Origin of the sequence: Alysiella sp. (assembly GCF_030525755.1) — a bacterium.
In the GTDB taxonomy this organism is placed as follows: domain Bacteria; phylum Pseudomonadota; class Gammaproteobacteria; order Burkholderiales; family Neisseriaceae; genus Simonsiella.
Genome location: NZ_JAUNEC010000030.1, coordinates 1 through 20,970 on the forward strand (window position 1 = coordinate 1; position 20,970 = coordinate 20,970).

The following is a 20,970-nucleotide window of genomic DNA, read 5'->3' on the forward strand; positions in this document are numbered from 1 at the left end:
TGTCCGACCACATTGTGCGCGAAGAATACACCAGCGCAGAAGAACGCCAATTAACGTTTAACGACATGATTCAAATTGCTTTGGACGCAGCGATTACATTGTGATTTTATCCAAACAAAAGGGGCAGATTTGATATCTGCCCCGCATTTTCTTGTAGAAATTTCCAGTTTTATGGTCGTTTAGAATACAACATATAGTGTTACCAACGTTCTTATGTGGTTTAATTTTGAATGACCATAAAACTTGGTGTATAGAGGAATTTTGTATTTATTTCATTTTTAATCCATAAATTGAACAAAGTGAGACATGAAATTTCCTTCTACGAAAGTCTTATTTAACAATTCATTAAATGATTTCTCATATTAATTCAATGCCGATATTTTGCCAATGCTGCCTTAATTTGAGGCAAGGCAGCGCGAGCAGCTTGCTCGCCAATTTGAATGGCTTGTGCTTTTTGGTCAAAACCACCTACTGCACCCAGTTGTTGCACAGGTGGTTTGATGACAATTTGTGCTTGCGCTAATTCATGGTTCAGCGCAGCGGTGGACATGATATTCAGGCTTTGGTCAAGATAAGCCAAAAAACCGCTGCTGTTTTCCAATTTGGCAGGTTTGGCGGAAATGTCCACCGCAATCACAAAATTTGCACCCAAACGTTTGGCGGCAGATACAGGAACAGGCGCAGACAGACCACCGTCTACATATTGTTTACCGCTGATTTCAACAGGTAAAAACACATTTGGAATGCTTGCGCTAGCGCGTACCGCTTGCCCTGTGTTGCCGATGCTGAATACCGTCATTTTGCCTGTGCCAAATTCGGTGGCCACTGCACCAAATTTAATGGGAAAGTGGTTCATGGCGCGGTTTTTCACTTTGGTATTAATCCAATTTTGCAGTTTTTCGCCTTTGATGAAGCCGCGTGTGGACAAGGTTAAATCCACCACATCGGCTTTATTCAAAATTTCTGCCTCCAATTCCAAGCGGTCAGGTGACATACCCGAAGCATACAAACTGCCCACAATTGCACCTGCGCTGGTGCCTGTTACGATGTGTACAGGAATGTTGTTTTCTTTTAAAACTTTAATCACGCCAATGTGTGCAAAACCTTTGGACGCACCACCACCCAATGCCAATGCCACTACCGCACGCGGTTTTTCGGCTGCTTGATTATGGTTTTTAGCGGGCGCAGCTTTTGGGGTTTCCAATAAAGAACAGGAAGCGAGTAGGGCGGTTGCACCCAAAATCAGGGTACGGCGAGTGTGTTTCATATGGGTATCCTTTTGATGATATAGGCTGCCTGAAAATATCATATGGGTAGGGTGTTTCAGGCAGCCTGTTAAATTCAAATTGCGTGAATTATAGTTGCAGAATTGAAAAAGCACTACGGTGTTGCCCATTTCCTGTGTGCGATTCGTACACGGTGAGTATGGTCGCCCCTTGTGTTATTGCTTTTGCACTTCTATGACCATATAAGCTCACAAAGTCGCAAAAACGCTGCCTGAAAACGCGTTTACGCGTAAAATACGTCTTTTTGAGGGAAGAGAAGATGTATTTTATTGACCGTACTGCCGTTGTTTTGAAACCCACCGCCATTTTTTTGCAATGGCTTAATCAAGTTAATGGCGACAGCTTGCCCGATTTGACTTTGGCACAAATCCGCGCCAATTGCAGCGTGTTTTTGGTACCAGAATTTGATGAGCCTGAACAAGCAGTTGCCTATTTTGACGAACGTCATCATGCCATTTTTGCCACAGAATTGGCAAGTTGGGAAATTGAAGAAAGCCAATGGCCCAAAGACATGAGCTTAACAACATTTTGGCAATTTTTTGAACTGGAAGTCCATGATACTGTGTTGGATTTAGAAGAAGGTGAATTGCAGTCCAGCAGCGTTTTTGACAATATGAGATAAATCGTGCCACCGTTTGCTGTTGATTTTGTGCCATCAAAACTGCGCCGTTGGCTGGTGTTGGTGTTGTTCATTTGGCTATCTGTTTGCGTATTGTTGTATGTTTCAGGCAGCCTGAAAGTTTTATGGTTGTTGGCTGGTTCAGCATCTGCGTTGTATGCATGGCGCGAACCACATCATCGCGTTACACGATTGGAAATCGACCCACAACAACGCGCCACCGTGTATTACCATAATCAAAAATACCTTGCACATTTGCGTTCAGGCAGCCTGATTGCACCGCATATTGCTTGTTTGCATTGGCAACTTTGTGATGCATATGATGAAAACACCATTTTGATTTATCAATGGATTTTTCCAGATAGCACCGATGTGGCATCGCAGCGGCGTTTACGCGTGTGGGCAACTTGGGCGCAATATGGGCAATCGCCCCCATAGTGAAAAATACTTGACTGATTTGCTAGGTTATTAGACAATTCGCGCCGAAAATAAAACCACAACACAACCACACCATGCGTCTTACTACCAAAGGGCGTTTTGCCGTAACTGCCATGATAGATTTGGCGATGAACGCGCAAAATCACGCCGTTAAACTCAATGCCATCAGTGAACGGCAACAGATTTCGTTATCTTATCTGGAACAACTTTTCAGCAAATTACGCCGTGCAGGTTTGGTGGAAAGCATACGCGGACCAGGTGGCGGTTACATTTTGGGCAAACCTGCTCATGAAATAGACATTGCTCAAATTATCGCTGCTGCTGAGGATAAACTGGATGCAACCTTGTGCAGTGGCAAAGCCAACTGCCAAAGTGGTGTACCTTGTCTGACTCATCATCTTTGGGAAAATCTGAACCATGCCATCAATGCTTATTTAAGCAGTGTAACACTTGCCAGCTTATTGGAGCAGCAAGAAGCCGATAAAGATGCCCAAATAGTTCAATTTACACACATTAATGTGTAAAAAATCTCATTTATTTTTCACAGGCTGCCTGAAAAACTTTTTCAATAAAAACACACTTTCAAGGACATTGAACCATGACCATCAAAACCCCCATCTATTTGGATTACGCAGCGACCACCCCCGTTGATAAACGCGTGTTGGACAAAATGATTCCCTACTTGACCGAACATTTCGGCAACCCTGCTTCCAACGGACACCCATTCGGCTGGACAGCAGAAGAAGCCGTAGAAAACGCGCGTAACGAAGTTGCCAAATTGATTAATGCTGACCCCAAAGAAATCGTGTGGACAAGCGGCGCAACCGAATCCAACAACTTGGCAATCAAAGGTGCAGCGCAATTTTACAAAACCAAAGGCAAACACCTGATTACCGTGAAAACCGAACACAAAGCCACTTTGGACACCATGCGCGAATTGGAACGTCAAGGCTTTGAAGTAACTTATTTGGACGTGCAAGAAAACGGTTTGATTGATTTGGACGTGTTGAAAGCAGCCGTTCGCCCCGACACCATTTTGATTTCCGTGATGTGGGTCAATAACGAAATTGGCGTGATTCAAGACATTCCAGCCATTGGCGCATTCTGCCGCGAAAACAAAATCATTTTCCACGTTGATGCCGCCCAAGCCTGTGGCAAAACGCCTGTTGATGTGGAAGCAGCGCAAGTGGATTTGTTGTCCATGTCTGCCCACAAAATCTATGGACCCAAAGGCATTGGCGCGTTGTACGTTCGCCGCAAACCACGCGTTCGCTTGGAAGCGCAAATGCACGGTGGCGGTCATGAACGCGGTTTCCGCTCTGGCACTTTGCCCACGCACCAAATTGTCGGCATGGGCGAGGCGTTCCGCATTGCGCGTGAAGAATTGGAACAAGACATTGCCCACGCCTTGAAATTGCGCGAAATTTTCTTGAAAGGCATTGAGGGCATTGAAGAAGTGTACATCAATGGCGATATGGCGAACCGCGTTGCCACCAATTTGAACGTGAGCTTCAACTATGTTGAGGGCGAAAGCCTGATTATGGCGGTAAAAGAAATCGCGGTATCAAGCGGTTCAGCGTGTACTTCGGCGAGCTTGGAGCCAAGCTACGTTTTGCGTGCTTTGGGTCGCAATGACGAATTGGCGCACAGCTCTTTGCGCGTAACCTTCGGTCGCATGACCACCGAAGAAGAAGTGGCTTACGCGGCTGAATTGATTAAAGCCAAAATCGGCAAATTGCGCGATTTGTCGCCTTTGTGGGAAATGTTTAAAGACGGCATTGATTTGAGCAAGGTGGAGTGGGTGGAGCATTAATTCCATAGGTTTCAGGCTGCCTGAAAGGGCAATAAGATTTTAGGCAGCCTACCATCAAAAAATTTAACAAATCCCTTTTATTATTAACAACACACAAGGAACATACATCATGGCATACAGCGATAAAGTGATTGACCACTACGAAAACCCACGCAACGTAGGCTCATTCAACAAAGACGACCAAGACGTAGGCACAGGCATGGTGGGTGCGCCCGCTTGTGGCGACGTGATGAAATTGCAAATCAAAGTGAACGCGCAAGGCATCATTGAAGACGCGAAATTCAAAACCTACGGCTGCGGTTCAGCAATTGCCTCTTCCAGCTTGATTACCGAAATGGTTAAAGGCAAAAGTTTGGACGAAGCCTTGGCAATTAAAAACAGCGACATCGCTGCCGAATTGGAATTGCCGCCCGTGAAAGTGCATTGCTCCATTTTGGCGGAAGATGCGGTTAAAGCCGCGATTGAAGATTATCGCCAAAAACAAGCAGCATAATGTTTTCAGGCTGCCTTTCAGTACACAATAAATGTTTAGGCAGCCTGAAAAATATGAGGATAAGTCGGATTGCGAAATCATGTTGGGTACAAGTATTCAACCTACGGCTGTTGTTGTATTTCATTCCGAGAGGAAATAGCAATGAAAAACAAAATTTTATTGTTCATATTATCCTTATCCGCTGTTGCGTGTACGCCCATGGCGCAATTATATACCGACACCACCGATAAACTCGGTCTGACGCCAGCCTACGCGCATACAACGGAATCTGCATCAGCAGCAAACCCATTCCGCCCACCAGCAGGCACACCTGATGGTGCGTTTTCTACTAAAAGCAGCAATGGCAGAATCTTAAAAAGCACGGTGCGAAATGGCGTATTTGTTGGTACCGTTGAAATTTACCACCCCAATGGTAAACTGCATTCACGCACGCCGATGCAAAATGGCAAGCCCGAAGGTGTGTCGCAAGGTTATACCGAAGATGGCAAACTGCGTACCGAAATTCTTTATCAAAACGGTCGCGCTGTCCATTTCAAACGATTCAATGCTGCTGGCAAAGTTGAATCAGAAGGTAATTTGTAAATAAGTTTAAGGAATTCAGATGATTAGCATCACACAAAATGCCGCCACCCACATCAGCAATTTTCTCGCCAAACGCGGTAAAGGCGAAGGCATTCGCTTGGGTGTAAAAACAAGCGGCTGCTCGGGCATGGCGTACACCATGGAATTTGTGGACGACATTCAAGCCGATGATTTGGTGTTTGAAGAATTGGGCGTGAAAATTTTCATAGACCCCAAATCCCACGTTTACCTAGACGGCACGCGCGTGGATTACACCAAAGAAGGCTTGCAAGAAGGCTTTAAATTTGACAACCCCAATGTGAAAGAAAGTTGCGGTTGTGGCGAAAGTTTTTATGTTTAATTTTAAATGACCATAAAACTCGGTTTGTGGGGATAAATTATTTCTGGTTAGGGGTATTTTCATTTCTATCAATTTTATCAGCAAGTTGAAAAAGCTGATATAAAATCTGCCCCTACGTTTGTTTTAAAATGAGTTTTGCAAAGGTTTCAGTCTCTCTTTATTGAGTATGTGGATTTATTCGACTTCGGGTAATCCCATGTTTTCAGGCAGCACCAATTCGCCCAACTCGGTCAGAGGCGGTAAATCTGATAAACTGTCTAATTGTAAATCACTTAAAAATGTATCGGTGGTTGCCCATAAAGATGGTCGTCCGATGCTGTCGCGTTGCCCGATAACTTCAATCCAGCCTCTGTCTTGCAGCGTTTGCATGACATTTTGCGATACTGCAACGCCGCGAATGTTTTCAATATCGCCTCGAGTAACAGGTTGCTGGTAGGCAATGATTGCCAGCGTTTCCATGACGGCGCGTGAATAACGCGGTGTACGGGTTTCGTTCAGGCTACCTAAACGTTCGTAGGCAGATGGTGTGATTTGGAATCGCCAACCTTCTGCACTGTGTACCAGTTGCAAGGCACGGTTTTGCCAACGGGCTTTTAGGCTACCCAGTATGTCTATCAATTTGTCTTGCGACAAGGGTGGCTCGCACAATTCACGCATGGCTTTTTCGCCCAAAGGTTCGGTTTGTAAAAACAAAGCCGCTTCAATCAGGGCTTCGGGAGTGGGTTTGTTTGCTTCGTTCATAAAATGCTTTCAGGTTGCCTGAAACAGTTATTTCTGCTGACTTTGTCCATTTCGCGCTAATTTTTTGGCTTCGCGTTGGGTTTTGAGTTCGGTTTCTCGTTTGCGGGCTTCTTTGAGCCAACTTTCCCATTGATTTGGCGTTTCCAGCGTAATGCGCCCGATTTTACCTTCACGGAAATCGGTCAGCACATTTTCAGCAGCTTTTTGGTAATTGACACGACCACCGCCAAGCAATGCACCACGTTTTTTCGCAATCCATTCCAGCCACGCCACATCGTCCCAATGGCTAGACGGGTCTTTGTCTGGCAAATAGCGATTTTGCAATAAAATCAAATAGTGGCGGCGCAAATAATCCAGTAATTCCAGCGCCACTTCTTCCTCGTCCAGCGCATTGCGCCCCACCGCGCCACTTGCCGCCAAATTGTAGCCGCTTTCTTCCACAATGATTTTCGGCCACAGCATACCAGGGGTATCGTAAAGCCAAAAATCGTCTGCCAAAAACAGGCGTTGTTCGGCTTTGGTGATACCAGGTTCATTGCCTGTTTTGGCGGACTTTTTTCCTATCATGTTGTTGATTAAAGTGGATTTGCCCACATTAGGAATACCACAAATCAATACCCGAAGCGGTTTATCCAAACCACCGCGATTGGGCATCATTTGGCGACAGGCTTGCGTGATTTTGGGCATGGCATTTTTGTCGGACGCGTCCAAAGCAATGGCGTGGGTTTGATTTTGCTGATTAAAATGGTTGAGCCAAATGTCGGTGCGTTCTGTATCGGCAAGGTCTTGTTTATTAAGTATTTTTATTTTTGGTTTGCCTTTGGCAATTTGTGCCAAAAGCGGATTTTCGCTGGAAGCAGGTAAACGCGCGTCCAGCATTTCAATGACCATGTCCACCGTTTTGATGCGGTCGGTGATGGCTTTTTTCGCCTTGTTCATATGACCAGGAAACCATTGAATTGCCATAATTTTTGCTTTCTTGTGAAATTGAATAAGGTTTCAGGCTGCCTGAAAACCAAAGTGGCGATTATAACAGTTTACAAAATATCAGGCTGCCTGAAAGATTTCAGGCAGCCTGATGCTTGTTCAGGGCAAATTAATGATGTGTATGCCCAATTTGGAAAGTTAAGGTGCTGTAATTGGCAACTTTTTGGCAAACGGTTTGGTCGGCGAAATCGGCTTTGTGTTCCACATTCACTTTCCAGAAACCTTGACGTAAGGGAATGATGTCCACTTCGCCTTTATCGTTAGTGGTGTCGTAAAAGGCTTGTGCTTCTACTTTATGTGATTTACTGCGGTCGCTGGTGTCAAAGCCATCAAAAGTGGCGGTTACAGCTTGGTTGGCCAGGGGTTCGCCTTTGTACAACACTTTGACTTTAAAGCGTTCGCCTACATGAATGTTGGCAGGGTTGTCTAAAGGCACAATTTCCAGCATGTGTCCCAATGGACGGCTGATGATGTCTTTGCTGGCACTTTCGTGTCCTACATTGGCAATGTGTTTGCCATACATTCGGGTTTGTTCACAATAACTGGCATCAGGCATTTCACTCATGCTGACCCGTTTCCAACCATTTGTATTTTTAGACCAGAAAGTTGGTTGATATTCGCCCACCACCAAATAGCTGCCGTCTTTAACAGGTTTAGCAGATTGGTATTGGTAATTGTATTGTCCTTTTTGCAATAGGTTTTCTTTGCCGTTTTCGGTAATCAGTTGCAGGGGTTTGAAGATGTTTTTGCGGTCTTCGGCAATCGGCTCAAAATCGGGAAACTCGCCATAACCCAATTCGGCTTTTAAGATTTCGCCGCCGTGTGTGTGGTCGGCTGAAACCCAAACGCGATGAGCTTGTGCAGAGAGTGTGGCGGTGCAGAGTAAAAGTGCCAATAGGGTTTTTTTCATGGTTGTACCTTGTAAGTAAAATAGTTGGGTTGAAAACAGGTTAAATGTTATGCCATAACATGAATTTTGTAAAGTTGTGTTGGGTTTTTAGGCAGCCTGAAAACCGCATGGCACAAAAATGACCCATATGGTTAATGGGACGTTTGGGTGCATCACATTCAAAATCAGAATTTCATTTCAAAACTTTAAAGTGAAATTTCTACTTGGTGCAGCGAAGCGGTTGGGATTGGTACCCTTATCTTGGTTTATCCCATTGGTTCGCTGGTGTCTTGGCGATTGATGCTGACATCAAGGGACGAAGAAACCTTCATCTAATGTGATACGGATTTTAGGGGGAGCATTGCTGACAAAATCCCAATTACCTTAATATTGCTAGATAGGATATTGTGATTTTGGTTTTCAGGCAGCCTTTTCCAGCAAAAATGTTATACAATATCACTTTATTCTTTTCAGGCAGCCTGAAAGCCGTTTTATGAAACCATCACTTTTATTGGCAGGCGTGGGGCAACGTTTGCTGTTGGCAAGCATTATTTTGAGTTTGCTTTGGGGCGTTTACTTTTGGGCGGTGGCAGAATGAGCATTGCCGTTGAAAATTTAACTGTCAGTTATCAAGGTCGTGCTGCTGTACACCATTTGGACATGGTTTTTCCGCAAGCTTGTATGTATGCCATTTTTGGCCCCAATGGTGCAGGCAAGTCCACTTTACTCAAAGCCATTATGGGTTTATTGCCATGCAGCACGGGCGCAGTCAAATGGCACAATTTGGCACGCAAAGACATTGCCTATTTACCACAACAAGCCGATGTGGACAGAAGTCAGCCTATGAGTGTATTTGAATTGGCGGCAATGGGTTTGTGGTATGAAATCGGTTTTTTCGGTCGCGTGAATGCCGCGCAGCGTGCGCGTGTTCAGGCAGCCTTACAGCGCGTGGAAATGGCGGACTTTGCTGAACGTCCGATTGGGGCTTTGTCTAATGGGCAATTTCAAAGGGTGTTGTTGGCACGAATGCTGGTGCAAGATGCACAATTTTTGCTTTTAGATGAGCCATTTAATGCCGTTGATGCCAAAACCACTTATGCACTTTTGAATGTTTTGCAACAGGAAAATCAAAATGGCAAAGCGGTGGTGGCCGTGTTGCACGATTACGAACAAGTTCGTGCTTATTTCCCCAATACTTTATTGATTGCACGAGAAAAAGTGGCGTGTGGTGCAAGCGAAGAAGTTTTGTGTGATGAAATGTTGGCACGTGCCAATACTTTGGCGCAATCGCTTGAAGATGCGGCGTGGTGTGAATGAATGGGATTTCAGGCTGCCTGAAAATGTCTTGCCACCTTTAAAACAGAAAGAAACATCATGACTCGCATCAATTTGGTGCCACCGCAGGAATTGTGCGACCAACATCTTTTGGCGGAACACCGCGAACTCACGCGCATTCCCAATGCGGTTGCCAAAGGCAAATTCAGTTTGCAGGGGCAGTCTGCTGATTACAAATTGGGCGAAGGGCATGTGCGTTTTTTCTTTAATAAATTGTTGTTTTTGCAAAAACGTTATGCCGATTTGCACGCTGAATGTTTGGCGCGTGGGTTTAAAGTGAACCACATTTGGCCGCAAACGCTGCCTGAAAATCCCGAATTTTGGCAAGATTACACGCCAACTGAAATCGCTTTATGTGCCAACCGTGCGCGTATTGCCGAACGTATGCCTGCCAAAGCACGTTTTACGCCGCATCAATGATTGAGGTTTTCAGGCAGGGGAGGGCATTAAGAAGTCATAAATTGTCCAGTGCTAAAAGGCTGCCTGAAACTTTGAATAATTCATAATTGATTGATTTTATGTTATATGAAATTTTGATTGAACCCTTTACCGAATTTGCCTTTATGCGTTATGCCTTGGCATCGGTGGCGTTTTTGGCTTTTTCTGCTGCGCCTGTGGGTGTGTTTTTGGTCATGCGACGCATGAGTTTGATTGGTGATGCACTCGGTCATGCGGTTTTACCAGGGGCAGCCATCGGCTATATGATGGCGGGGAGTTTGAGTTTTCCTGCTATGAGTGCAGGCGGTTTTGCCGCAGGTATTGCAATGGCATTATTGGCGGGTTTGGTCAGCCGTTTTACTGAATTGAAAGAAGATGCGAATTTTGCGGCGTTTTATTTGACCAGTTTGGCTTTGGGCGTAACTTTGGTCAGCTTGGGGCAAAACAGCGTTGAATTGCTGCATTTGTTGTTTGGTTCGGTGTTGGCGGTGGACTTGGCTTCGCTGCAACTGATGGGTGGTGTGGCAAGTTTGACGATTGTGGTCTTGGCAATCATGTTTCGCCCTTTGATGCTGGAAAGCATAGACCCTTTGTTTTTGCGTGCGGTAAATGGGCGCGGAGGGTTGTGGCATATTGCGTTTTTGGTGTTGGTGGTTTTGAATTTGGTGGCGGGCTTTCAGGCTTTGGGAACCTTGATGTCGGTGGGGTTGATGATGCTGCCTGCAATTGCGGCGCGGCTGTGGGTTAAAAGTATGGGGGGCTTGATTGCCTTGGCGGCAGTAGGTGCGCTGGTGTGCGGTTATGCAGGTTTGTTGTTATCTTATCATCACCCTGCCAATATTCCGTCTGGACCGACCATTATTTTGTTTTGTGGCGCGTGGTATTTGTTTTCGGTGTTATTCGGCGCACAGAGTGGGATTGTGGTCAAACTGTTGCGGAAAAAACACCATCGTTTGCGTGTGCAATAAAAGGTTTCAGAGACCTTTGGGTACACGATAGGGTATGTACTGTGCACTAAATTTCAATGATGATTTTGGTGTGTCATGCTACCCCTCAACAAAATGTTTCAGGCAGCCTGAATGGGTTTTGTCGTGTACTGTAAGATTGCTTGGAATCTTTGTGAAATTGGATTTGTATGGGTGGATATGAAATCCGCCCATATGTTTGTTTGAAAATGAGTTTTACAAAGATTTCAGGCAGCTTGTGCCAATGTAACCCTGTCTAAACCTGCTAAATCCAACAAGGTATGGGTATTTTGCAAACCTGCTGCCTGAAAAATTTGGTGTATGGCTGTGGCTTGGTCGTAACCGTGTTCCACCATTAACCAGCCTTGTGGTTTCAAATAATTCTTTGCTTGATTTGCCAATGTGTGAAAATGGCTTAAACCATCGGCAAAATCGGTCAGCGCATTGCGGGGTTCAAAACGCAAATCGCCTTGTGATAAGTGGGGGTCGTGTTGCTCAATATAAGGTGGGTTGGATACGATGACATCGCATGATGCTTTGCCCAGCCCCAATTTTTGTGCTGCCTGAAACCATGAACCTTGTGCAAATGCGACTTGGGTTTGGTGGTTTTGGGCATTTTTCTGGGCGATTTTTAAGGCATCTTGGCTGATGTCGCCCGCAAAAACGTGGGCATCAGGGCGTTCGGCGGCGATGCTAATGGCAATGATGCCGCTGCCTGTACCTAAGTCCAAGACCGTACCATTTTCAGGCAGCTTGTTTAATGCGGCTTCTACCAATAATTCGGTTTCAGGGCGCGGTATGAGTGTGGCAGGCGAAACGGTGAAATCGCGACCGTAAAAAGCACGTTGTCCAATTAAATAGGCAATGGGTTCGCCTGCTACACGGCGTGTGAGCCATTCATTGAGGGTTTGAACTTGGTTTTCTGGCAGCATTTGCTCATCGTGCGTGATGACTTGGGCGTGGTTTAAACCTGTGATGTGGCACAACAAAATCCGTGCTTCATGGCGCGGTATGACGGTTTGGGCAAGCCATTGGGCAATGGTGGACATATCAGTAACGCGCCATTTCGGGTGCGATGTCTTGCGCCCAAGCATCTATGCCACCACTTAAATTGTACAATTCATCAAAACCCAGATGTGCCAAATAACGTGCCACGTTCAGGCTGCGTATGCCGTGATGACAGTACACCACAATCGGTACATCATCGGGTAGTTCATTGTGGCGCAAGGGAATGAGGTTCATGGGTATGTGTAGGCTGCCTGAAAGTTGACAAATTTGGGTTTCCACGTCTTCGCGTACGTCTAATAAAATGGCATTGGGCTGGGTTTGCAATAGGGTTTGCAATTCGTATGGGGTAATTTGTGTGAGCGACATGATGGGTTGAGTGTGATTAAGAGGCTGCCTGAAATTTCAGGCAGCCTTATGACTTAGAATGTGAATGTATTGGGTTTGGTAAGTGTTTGGGTGTTTAAAGCAGCGATTTGGGTATCAAACAGGGTTTTTTCGTTGAATATGTCGCCATTGCGTACGATTTGCAAGCAGCGTTGAATCGGTGCTGTGCCAACCACAACCACCATGCGACCGCCTTGTGGATTGAGTTTTTCTTTCAAGTTTTCAGGAAAAACGGGCAAACTGCCACCGATGTAAATTGCATCAAATTGCTGGCTGCCTGAAAATGCCAAGCCATCGCCGTGTTCAAAACGAATGTTGTGGTAGTTCAATTCGTTCAATGCTTTTTTGGCGGCAGCAAGTTGGGTTTCATCGGTGTCAAAAGTCAGCACATTTGCGCTAAGCAGCGATAAGACTGCGGTGGCATAGCCCGAACCCGTACCAACTTCCAAAATGTGGTCGGTTTTTTGCAGTTTCAAACCTTGTATCATGCGTGCTACGATTTTGGGTTCCAACATCATGCTGCCATTGGGTAGGGCGAGTGCCAAATCGGCATAGGCGTAGTTTTTTTGTTCGGGGGCAACAAAATGTTCACGCGGGATTTCGGCTAATGCGTCCAGTAGGTCAAAATCCAGCACGTCCCAAGGACGAATTTGCTGTTCAACCATATTGAATCTGGCTTGATTGAAGTCCATTTTTGCTCCGTTTGGGAAGGGGGTTGTGATTAAGAGCGTGGATTATAACGTTTTTTGCGGTTTCAGGCAGCCGTTGTTTGTAAGATAGAAGGCGTAAAACGCAAAATTGCATCGCGTAAGGGAATCAGTTTGCCATGAAAGAAATGTGAACTTTCAGGCAGCACAATCACGGGCATATTTTGCGCCGCAGCCCATTGTAGAGGTTTACTTAATGCCACCACTTCGTCATCTGCTCCATGAATCACCAGTGTTTTATTCACATCTGGTACATAGGGAGCGGGTTCAGCATAATGCCCCACCGCTGCACCAATCAGCAAAAGTAAATCGGCTTGACGTTGTTGTACCGCGAAAGTGGCAACATAGCCGCCAAAGGAAAAACCCGCAATCGCCAATAAAGGTGCGTCTGGGTGTTGGGCGCGTGCGTGGTCTATCACGGCGATGCAGTCTTCGGTTTCGCCGCGACCGTAATCGTGGCTGCCTGAACTGTTGCCTGTACCACGCAAATTGGGTAAATAACAATGAAAACCCATTTGCGATAAGGCTTTGGCGGCAGTTTGTATCACTTTATTGGTAAATGTGCCACCTTGTGTGGGATTGGGGTGATTGATGACGGCAACACCGCGTGCTGGATTTTGTGCTGGCACATACAGGGTTTCCAGTTGTCCAACTGGACCATCAATGAAAAAAGGGGTATTGGGTCTGAGCATGTGGACTTTCTGTGTGGTTAAAATGGATTAGGCTGCCTGAAAAACAGTCGGTTTGGGTTGAGACATAATACGGTTTATTTTGGAGGATTTGTCCAATACGCTTTTAAAGCATCAAGTAAACTTTGTGGTTCCAGCCAGCCTGCGACCGAAAACAGCAACAACATCATGGCGGTAAACACGCCACTTCCCAGCCAGTACACAAGGTAGCCCAAAATGACACCGCGTCTATTGCCGCCCATGCGTGCAAAACCAAAAGCCTGCGCCCAAAAAATCCAAATGTTCCACATACTGATAAATGACATGGTTTCAGGAAAATACAGTGGCAATAAATTGGGCAAAATCAGGGCTTCTGTGGCAAGTGTATAGCCCAAAAATGGCAGGTGTGGTGCACCAAAGTAATGCAACATGGCACGCATACTGTGGGTCAAAATGAGCCAGCGACCGATGCCGATAACAGCGGCGAAAGCGGCAATGGCGGTATTTTGTCCGAAAATGGAGACCATGCTGGCAGCGTGGCTCACGGCAATTGCCAATGCAACAAACAGAAAAACCGCGCCACCATAACGGTAGCTTTCGGCAGGGCGGTAACGAAACAGCAGGATTTGTCCTGCATCGCGAATCAGGTCAGATAAATTCATGGTAGGGTTTCTGGTTTTCAGTACACACAATTTTGATTGCAGGGTGCGTACCACGCACCAAATTTAAAGCAATTTCAATGATTTTAGTGCGTAATACGCATCTTACACAAAATGATTTCAGGCAGTCATGCAATCCAATAGCCATTGGTGGTTTGGTAAAACGCAGCATCGGTGGTAATGGTATTATCTGTGCTGTGTGTCATGCGTTGAGCGATGTCATTCTGGTAAGGTGGGGTTTGCATGATGGGGTTTCTCGAGTTTATTTTTTGCCACAGGCTGCCTGAAACATGCGTGCAGTAGGTGAGTCAGAAACGATTTTTTCGGCGCGGACTTGGCTAGCGGTGTAATTTTGTTGGGTAATCGGTTTACCGTTTTTGTCCCAAAAGGCCATGCTTTTCAAACGATATTGGCGTTTTTCACAGTCTAACTCCCATTCACCAACCGCTGTTTTGAATTTGGGTGAGTCCAAATAACTTTCGCGCTCGGTATCTTGCACAATGCTGCGGGTGCGTAAAGTGGCGATTTGTCTTTGTTTTTGAATGCTTTCTGTATCGTAAGATACCGCAATATTGTTGTTATTGATATTGCCCAACGCCTGCCAAATGCCAATCGCTTGGGCTGAAGGGTCTTTGGGTGTACTGTCGGTGGTGGCGCAAGCCGCCAAAACAAGTACAGCAGTAAAGGGAAGCAATTTTTTCATGGATAATCCTTGTGTTTTCAGGCTGCCTGAAAACACAGACAGCATTGAAAGGGCGAAAAACGGCATTTTAGCGCAATTTGTGCTTATTCAGGAAAAGTAAACCGTTGAGCATGATAAAATCGCGTTTTTTCCCAAAAAACCTTTTCAGGCAGCCTGAAATGTTGCAAACAGCCCTACAAATCTTAAACAAAACATTTGGTTATCCCCATTTTCGCGGCAGACAAGCCGAAATTGTGGCAACCCTTTTGCGTGGCGACAACGCATTGGTACTCATGCCCACAGGTGGCGGAAAATCACTTTGTTATCAAATACCTGCCCTAATACGCGATGGGGTCGCCATAGTCGTGTCGCCACTCATTGCGCTGATGGACGACCAAGTGGCAAACCTACGCGCAGCAGGCGTACACGCGGCGGCGGTACACAGTGGCACGCCCCCCGAAACCGTGCGCCAATTGGCAGACGACATTCATTCAGGCAGCCTGAAATTGCTTTACGTTGCCCCCGAACGCCTTGTTTCCGAACGCTTTTTAAAATTTTTGGACAACACCCAAATCAGCCTGTTTGCCATAGATGAAGCCCATTGCGTCAGCCAATGGGGGCATGATTTTCGTCCAGAATATCAACAACTTGGCATACTTTCCGAGCGTTATCCGCACATTCCGCGCATTGCCCTCACCGCCACCGCCGATGCCGAAACCCGTGCCGACATGAAACATTATCTCAAACTGGAAAACGCGCCCGAATTTGTGTCCAGCTTTGACCGCCCCAATATTTATTACCAAGTCATAGAAAAAAACAATGGCAAAAAGCAATTACTGGATTTCATCAAAAAACAAATGAACGGACAAAGCGGCATTGTTTATTGTTTGAGCCGCAAAAGTGTGGAAGACGTTGCCGCCTTTTTGTGTGAACACGGCTTGAATGCCCTGCCCTATCACGCAGGCTTGCCTTTGGCAATTCGCCAAGAAAATCAACATCGTTTTACCCACGAAGACAACATCATTGTGGTCGCCACCGTTGCCTTTGGCATGGGCATAGACAAACCCGATGTGCGCTTTGTTGCCCATTTGGATATGCCGCAAAGCATTGAACATTTCTATCAAGAAAGTGGACGCGCTGGGCGAGATGGGCTGCCTGCGGTCAGTTGGCTGTGCTATGGCATGAATGTGCTGGTGTTGCTCAAAGAGCGCATCATGGAAGGCCAAACATCTGATTTACAAAAACAAATTGAATTGCAAAAACTCAATGCCATGTTTGATGTGTGCGAAACGGCTGCCTGTCGCCGCCAACTTTTGTTGCGGCATTTTGGCGAAGAATCGGCACCTTGCGGAAATTGCGATAATTGTTTGCACCCCCCTGAAAAATTTGACGGCACACAAATTGTCCAAAAATTATTGAGTTGCGTCTATCGCGTGGGGCAGCAATTTGCGGCAGGCTATGTGATTGATGTTTTGCGTGGCAAATCAAACGATTGGATTGAACGAATGGGGCATCACACTTTGTCCACCTTTGGCATAGGTGCCAATTTGAGCGACAAAGATTGGCGCAATGTGGTGCGACAATGTATCGGATTGGGATTATTAAACAATGACATACACAATCATCAAGCCCTGATTTTAACCCCAGCCGCCAAACCCATTTTGCGCGGCGAAGAAAAAGTGCTGTTGCGCCCACTCAAACGCGAAAAAGCCGCCACCAAAGTCGCCAAAACCGACACTTGGCTGCGTACCGAACGCGAAGAGCGTTTGTATCAGGCTTTGAAACAATGGCGTTTGCAAAAGGCAAAAGCAGACGATGTGCCCGCTTATGTGATTTTTGGCGACAAAACCCTGCGCGACATCGTGGAACGCCAACCCAAAAATACAGACGATTTGCGCGGCATCTACGGCTTGGGTGCGGCAAAAATAGATAAATTGGGTGATGAAATTGTGGCGATTGTGGCAGATGGATTTTCAGGCAATTTGCAAACCGAAAATGCGCCCAAAAACCAGTTTTTACCACATCAACAAGCCCTGTTTGATGCGCTCACACATTGGCGCGAATACACCGCCCAAGCCGAAAACCAGAAACCCACTTTCATCATTTCAGACGACACTTTGGCGGATTTGGTGCAAATCATTCCTACACAAGAAATTGATTTAACATTAATTTATGGCTTGGGTGAAGTGAGAATTGGCAAATTCGGCACCAACATTTTGCAAATGTGTCGCCAATTTGCGTCAGAAACCGCTTCGCCACATTTAACTTTGTTGCGCGAATTGCAAAATTGGCTGACTCACACCGCGCAAACACAGGGTTTGCCCGAATTTCACATCATGAGCAAACCCACTCTCCGCGCCATTGCCCACAAACTGCCCCAAAATACCAATGAGTTAGCGCAAATTCACGGTTTAACCGATGACAAAATCACGCAATTTGGCAAGGCGATTTTGCACATTTGTCAGCAATTTCGGCATTAGAATGTGTTAAGATTGCGCCATTTTTCAGGCAGCCTGAAATGTTTTTTCCGCTTGAAGTTGTTGGCAAATGGCAAGATTGATTTGCACAAAATCCTGCCAAACTACGCTGTTTGATAAATGTACATCATAATAATCTACCACGCGGCACACCAAAGGGCGTGTGTCGTAAATGGTGCAAAGACGCGTGATTTCATTGTAATGGCGGCAAACACCGTCTCCACGATTGAGCCATGCCGTTTGTTCACTTAAATGCACTTTTTGGCAGCATAAACCACAAGCGGTACAAGGAAAAGTTTTCATGATTTGTTCTGCAAACCACGCAGCCAAGCGCGTGTGCTGTTGGGGTTGCATGGTTCAAAAGGTTTATCAAGATTGCGTTTTTGCATTTCGGCTGCCAAAAGCCGACCGTGAGCGCATTCATTGTTCATTGCTTTTAGTTGGTCGGCAAAAATGGCGAGTTCGTTGGGATTGAGATTGAACTCAATTTTGCTTAATTCCAACAAGTAGCGGTCTAATTCGGCATTGATTTTCTGATAATAATCCGCCATCTTTTCATATTTGCTTTTGAATTGATTCAGAAAATCCCATACCTTTTGCATGATGGCAGAATGGTCTAATACATAGGTCAATCCCATGGTCAAAACGCCCGTTATCAAAGCACCAACAAATGCCGATAAACCATCACGAATAAAATCAACAGGAATGTGTGCCAAAGATTGTGTCATGGTGGTGTGTACCATTGTACCAACAATCACAGAAGCGGCAGCCCCAATTAAACGCAGTACCTCACGCATTAAATCGCCCATTGATAATTGATTGGGGTTGAAAAAAATCAGTTTAACAGCCTGAACCAAGCTGCCCCAAGTTTCACGAATGATTTTAATGGCATTACCGCCTATGGTTTGAAATGCGTTCCAAATGGTGGTTGTGATGCTGGCAAATAATCCGCCAATAAAACCGTCTTGAAACGTTTGTAATAAATCTTTAAAACGCATTTTGATGCGTTCCCAAATGTTTTTCAGCGTTTGGGCAATATCAGATAAAAAATCACCCAGTTGAAAATTGATTTTGCATTTTTGGTAAATTTGGGGGATTTGTTGTTTCAACTCAAACCAAATTTCAGCCAAAATCAAACCAAAAGCCTGACGTGTTCCCATTGCAAAACCTTTTGCACTCATGTCTTTTGCTGCTGAGCCAATGAATTTGCTGCTGGTGTAATATGCCCAATTGATTTGCTGATTGTAGACAGCACGCGCTTGTTGGTCTTTTTTGAGCATGGCTTGGGTGTCAATTTGTTCCAAATCGGCTAGATGTTGTTGTTCTTTGCGGATTTTGTCTTCCAGTTGTCTTTTTTCGTGGCTGTTTTCAGGCAGCGTTTTGAGTTTTTCTTGATTTTTTAAAATATTGTTTTGCTTTTCCTTTTTCATTTCAGGCAGCTTTTCCACAAACTCTTGGGCTGTTAACTTGCTTTTTCTGTTGTTGATGTAGCCTAATGTGGAAACGAAGTTGCTGTCTTGATTGGCAAGTTTCACTCCGTCTTCATTAGCCAAAATGCGAATGGGGTCATGATGTATTTCGTGGGCGGAAATAACGTGGTCTAGCTGGCGATTTTCGTTTAACGCCATATTTTTGCCGCGATATTCATCAACAAGTTGTCCAGTTTTTTGCAAGGCTTTGTCTTGTTTGCCGCGCTGAATGTAGTTTGTGTCTTGATGATAGTCGTGTGAATTGTATTTAGGGGGATTTTGCAAAGCAGTCAAAAAATCCGCCGAAACGTGAATATCAGTTTGCCCTTGCTGGTATTCACGCATTTTGTGAACGGTATCCACATCGCCACCTTTTTTGTCTTGAAACAGCAGGAAATCCAAGCAAAAAGAAGTGGTTAAGCTATGAACAATGTTTTTGTGCAATTCGGCAGACCAATCAAATTGTGGGGTTTGGGTTGTCATGATTTTTCCTTAAAATGGGGAAAAGGCTGCCTGAAAAGTGTGAAATGGTTTTCAGGCAGCCTTGAAATGTTTATTTCATGTCGTTTTGGGCTTTGTTTAATGCAGCATCAATGCCTTCGGTGTTTAAAACTTGCAAATCGTTTTCATCGGTTTCAATTTGTGGGTTTTGGTTTTCGTCTAACAATACTTGACCGTTTTCATCAGTTTTGGTTTTGAACAAAGGCGTGGTAATGATGTCAGTTAAAATAGCAGCCACCATATAGCCATTTTCAACGGCTTGAATGATTTTGTCTTCCAGTAAATCAATGTTGCCACCGAATGTCAAAATTTCATGGCATTTTTTCAGTTCAGCAAAATATTGTTGAAATATAAGGTAGATACGTTTGATTTCAAAGTGCATATTGTCCACATAAGTGCGGATTTTTTTGAAATGCACGATGCTTGCATCAAATTTTTTGATGGCGGCATCAACTTGGTCGGCAATATTGCAAGCATGAGATAAAGCCTTTTCAGCATGAGAAGCATAAGCCCAGCCCGCAATTGCCAAAATAGGTGCTGCCACCACGCCACTCAATACAGCAGTGCCGCCAGCAATACCTAGCCCTCCTGATGCGATTGAGCCACCGCCCAAAGCCGCCAAAGCTGCATTTTTGGCAGCAATGCCTGATAAGGCGGCAATGGGGGTGCCAGTTGAAGCTGCACCCAAAGCCATTACACCACCGTAAGTGGCATAGGCAGCTGCCGCACCAACAGCACCACCGCCAGCTACTTGTGCCAAATAAGTTGTGGTGGAAAATTCAAATTTTTTGATTTCGTTTAAGCGGTGTTGTGGAATGTGAATGTTTAAATCTTTGCTGTTGTGAGCTTGATTGATTTTTGCCAGTAATTCTTCGGATAATTTGCGAAATTCAGCAAAATCTTGACCAATTTGCAGTTGCAGTTCGCCTAATTTTTCCAAATCGTTGCTTAAAAAATCATTTTCTTTTAAAAAGTTTTTTTCAGCTGTATCGTATTTATTTTTGGCATCTTGGGTAATGTTTTCGGCGGCGGTTTTATCTTCGTAGCCATCATAGGCTTTTTTTGCACCGTATCCAGCAGCAGCCAATGCAGCGGCACCTAAAATAAATGGTAAAGGCATGGTTTTCTCCTAAAAGTTTGGGGGTTGGGATAAAAAAGCTTGATTGAATGATTTTATTGTATGTTTTTTTTTTTTTGTCAATGAGTTACGTTTTTTTTATTCTGGTTTTGCATTAGAGATTTGATTTTTATTGGTATTTCAAACAATCTTATTTTTAATTTTTTTAAGTAAAAAATCTTTTGAAATAGTCTGACAATGAATGAATGCCAAATATTTTGAAAAAAAATCTTTAATTATCATTGATTTTGTGTGTTTTTGGGTATTTGAGTGTGATTGAGTGCTTGACGTTGTGGAGGATTGTGGGCATAATTCGGTTTTCGCTGCTACGGCAGGATTGATTGAAGTAAGTTGTTCTTTAAATATTGATTA

General features: G+C 44.9%; 24 protein-coding genes. 11 read left to right on the forward strand and 13 right to left on the reverse strand.

Annotated features, from left to right (window positions below):
• Window positions 1-367: 367 nt before the first annotated feature.
• Window positions 368-1,267, reverse strand: a complete 900-nt coding sequence (locus tag Q4B82_RS06390) for a patatin-like phospholipase family protein (protein ID WP_303065602.1) — start codon at window positions 1,265-1,267, stop codon at window positions 368-370.
• A 278-nt stretch (window positions 1,268-1,545) separates the two neighbouring features.
• Here Q4B82_RS06390 and Q4B82_RS06395 point away from each other — a divergent pair, with 278 nt between their 5' ends.
• From Q4B82_RS06395 to iscA, 7 genes are all read left to right on the forward strand, one after another.
• Entirely contained in the window at window positions 1,546-1,908 is a 363-nt protein-coding gene (locus tag Q4B82_RS06395; RefSeq protein WP_303065603.1) for a hypothetical protein, read from the forward strand.
• A gap of 3 nt (window positions 1,909-1,911) precedes the next feature.
• Window positions 1,912-2,343, forward strand: coding sequence for a protein YgfX (locus Q4B82_RS06400; RefSeq protein ID WP_303065604.1), 432 nt, complete (start codon window positions 1,912-1,914; stop codon window positions 2,341-2,343).
• Window positions 2,344-2,417: 74 nt separating this feature from the next.
• Window positions 2,418-2,867 (forward strand): Fe-S cluster assembly transcriptional regulator IscR, encoded by a 450-nt coding sequence (gene iscR / locus Q4B82_RS06405; RefSeq protein ID WP_303065605.1) that lies wholly within the window; start codon window positions 2,418-2,420, stop codon window positions 2,865-2,867.
• A gap of 74 nt (window positions 2,868-2,941) precedes the next feature.
• Window positions 2,942-4,156 carry an IscS subfamily cysteine desulfurase gene (locus tag Q4B82_RS06410; RefSeq protein WP_097113186.1) on the forward strand — a complete coding sequence of 405 codons (1,215 nt, stop codon included), beginning with the start codon at window positions 2,942-2,944 and terminating at the stop codon, window positions 4,154-4,156.
• Between the two features lie 109 nt (window positions 4,157-4,265).
• Window positions 4,266-4,649 carry a Fe-S cluster assembly scaffold IscU gene (gene iscU / locus Q4B82_RS06415; protein WP_303065606.1) on the forward strand — a complete coding sequence of 128 codons (384 nt, stop codon included), beginning with the start codon at window positions 4,266-4,268 and terminating at the stop codon, window positions 4,647-4,649.
• A gap of 141 nt (window positions 4,650-4,790) precedes the next feature.
• Window positions 4,791-5,231 carry a toxin-antitoxin system YwqK family antitoxin gene (locus Q4B82_RS06420; RefSeq protein ID WP_303065607.1) on the forward strand — a complete coding sequence of 147 codons (441 nt, stop codon included), beginning with the start codon at window positions 4,791-4,793 and terminating at the stop codon, window positions 5,229-5,231.
• A 19-nt stretch (window positions 5,232-5,250) separates the two neighbouring features.
• Window positions 5,251-5,571, forward strand: coding sequence for an iron-sulfur cluster assembly protein IscA (iscA, locus tag Q4B82_RS06425; protein WP_303065608.1), 321 nt, complete (start codon window positions 5,251-5,253; stop codon window positions 5,569-5,571).
• Between the two features lie 174 nt (window positions 5,572-5,745).
• Here the strand turns inward: iscA and Q4B82_RS06430 are convergent, their stop codons facing one another.
• The 3 genes from Q4B82_RS06430 to Q4B82_RS06440 form a co-directional block, all read right to left on the reverse strand.
• Window positions 5,746-6,312 (reverse strand): SMC-Scp complex subunit ScpB, encoded by a 567-nt coding sequence (locus tag Q4B82_RS06430; RefSeq protein ID WP_303065610.1) that lies wholly within the window; start codon window positions 6,310-6,312, stop codon window positions 5,746-5,748.
• 27 nt (window positions 6,313-6,339) lie between these two features.
• Entirely contained in the window at window positions 6,340-7,278 is a 939-nt protein-coding gene (gene ylqF / locus Q4B82_RS06435; protein WP_303065611.1) for a ribosome biogenesis GTPase YlqF, read from the reverse strand.
• A gap of 130 nt (window positions 7,279-7,408) precedes the next feature.
• A complete protein-coding gene (locus Q4B82_RS06440) occupies window positions 7,409-8,209 on the reverse strand; it encodes a DUF4198 domain-containing protein (protein ID WP_303065612.1) in 801 nt (266 codons plus the stop codon).
• Between the two features lie 573 nt (window positions 8,210-8,782).
• Between Q4B82_RS06440 and Q4B82_RS06445 the strand changes: the two genes are divergently transcribed.
• The 3 genes from Q4B82_RS06445 to Q4B82_RS06455 all read left to right on the forward strand — a co-directional run bounded on the left by Q4B82_RS06445 (window position 8,783) and on the right by Q4B82_RS06455 (window position 10,929).
• Complete coding sequence (locus tag Q4B82_RS06445) at window positions 8,783-9,505, forward strand: metal ABC transporter ATP-binding protein (RefSeq protein ID WP_303065613.1); 723 nt, start codon at window positions 8,783-8,785, stop codon at window positions 9,503-9,505.
• 57 nt (window positions 9,506-9,562) lie between these two features.
• Window positions 9,563-9,943, forward strand: a complete 381-nt coding sequence (locus tag Q4B82_RS06450) for a pyrimidine dimer DNA glycosylase/endonuclease V (protein WP_303065614.1) — start codon at window positions 9,563-9,565, stop codon at window positions 9,941-9,943.
• Window positions 9,944-10,041: 98 nt separating this feature from the next.
• On the forward strand, window positions 10,042-10,929 hold the full coding sequence (locus Q4B82_RS06455; protein WP_303065615.1) for a metal ABC transporter permease: 888 nt from the start codon (window positions 10,042-10,044) through the stop codon (window positions 10,927-10,929).
• A gap of 224 nt (window positions 10,930-11,153) precedes the next feature.
• Here the strand turns inward: Q4B82_RS06455 and prmC are convergent, their stop codons facing one another.
• The 6 genes from prmC to Q4B82_RS06485 form a co-directional block, all read right to left on the reverse strand.
• Entirely contained in the window at window positions 11,154-11,975 is an 822-nt protein-coding gene (gene prmC, locus Q4B82_RS06460; protein ID WP_303065616.1) for a peptide chain release factor N(5)-glutamine methyltransferase, read from the reverse strand.
• A gap of 1 nt (window position 11,976) precedes the next feature.
• A complete protein-coding gene (locus tag Q4B82_RS06465) occupies window positions 11,977-12,300 on the reverse strand; it encodes a rhodanese-like domain-containing protein (RefSeq protein ID WP_303065617.1) in 324 nt (107 codons plus the stop codon).
• 53 nt (window positions 12,301-12,353) lie between these two features.
• Complete coding sequence (locus tag Q4B82_RS06470; RefSeq protein WP_303065618.1) at window positions 12,354-13,010, reverse strand: protein-L-isoaspartate O-methyltransferase; 657 nt, start codon at window positions 13,008-13,010, stop codon at window positions 12,354-12,356.
• Between the two features lie 62 nt (window positions 13,011-13,072).
• Complete coding sequence (locus Q4B82_RS06475) at window positions 13,073-13,717, reverse strand: alpha/beta hydrolase (RefSeq protein WP_303065619.1); 645 nt, start codon at window positions 13,715-13,717, stop codon at window positions 13,073-13,075.
• 74 nt (window positions 13,718-13,791) lie between these two features.
• Entirely contained in the window at window positions 13,792-14,355 is a 564-nt protein-coding gene (locus tag Q4B82_RS06480; protein WP_303065620.1) for a hypothetical protein, read from the reverse strand.
• A 259-nt stretch (window positions 14,356-14,614) separates the two neighbouring features.
• Entirely contained in the window at window positions 14,615-15,055 is a 441-nt protein-coding gene (locus tag Q4B82_RS06485; RefSeq protein ID WP_303065622.1) for a surface-adhesin E family protein, read from the reverse strand.
• Between the two features lie 158 nt (window positions 15,056-15,213).
• Here Q4B82_RS06485 and recQ point away from each other — a divergent pair, with 158 nt between their 5' ends.
• Window positions 15,214-17,514 (forward strand): DNA helicase RecQ, encoded by a 2,301-nt coding sequence (recQ, locus tag Q4B82_RS06490; RefSeq protein WP_303065626.1) that lies wholly within the window; start codon window positions 15,214-15,216, stop codon window positions 17,512-17,514.
• Between the two features lie 24 nt (window positions 17,515-17,538).
• Here the strand turns inward: recQ and Q4B82_RS06495 are convergent, their stop codons facing one another.
• The 3 genes from Q4B82_RS06495 to Q4B82_RS06505 all read right to left on the reverse strand — a co-directional run bounded on the left by Q4B82_RS06495 (window position 17,539) and on the right by Q4B82_RS06505 (window position 20,601).
• On the reverse strand, window positions 17,539-17,814 hold the full coding sequence (locus Q4B82_RS06495; protein ID WP_303065623.1) for a YkgJ family cysteine cluster protein: 276 nt from the start codon (window positions 17,812-17,814) through the stop codon (window positions 17,539-17,541).
• Window positions 17,811-19,463, reverse strand: coding sequence for a hypothetical protein (locus Q4B82_RS06500; RefSeq protein WP_303065624.1), 1,653 nt, complete (start codon window positions 19,461-19,463; stop codon window positions 17,811-17,813). The genes Q4B82_RS06495 and Q4B82_RS06500 overlap by 4 nt, the downstream gene beginning before the upstream one ends.
• 70 nt (window positions 19,464-19,533) lie before the next feature.
• Window positions 19,534-20,601, reverse strand: a complete 1,068-nt coding sequence (locus Q4B82_RS06505; RefSeq protein WP_303065625.1) for a hypothetical protein — start codon at window positions 20,599-20,601, stop codon at window positions 19,534-19,536.
• Between the last annotated feature and the right edge of the window lie 369 nt (window positions 20,602-20,970).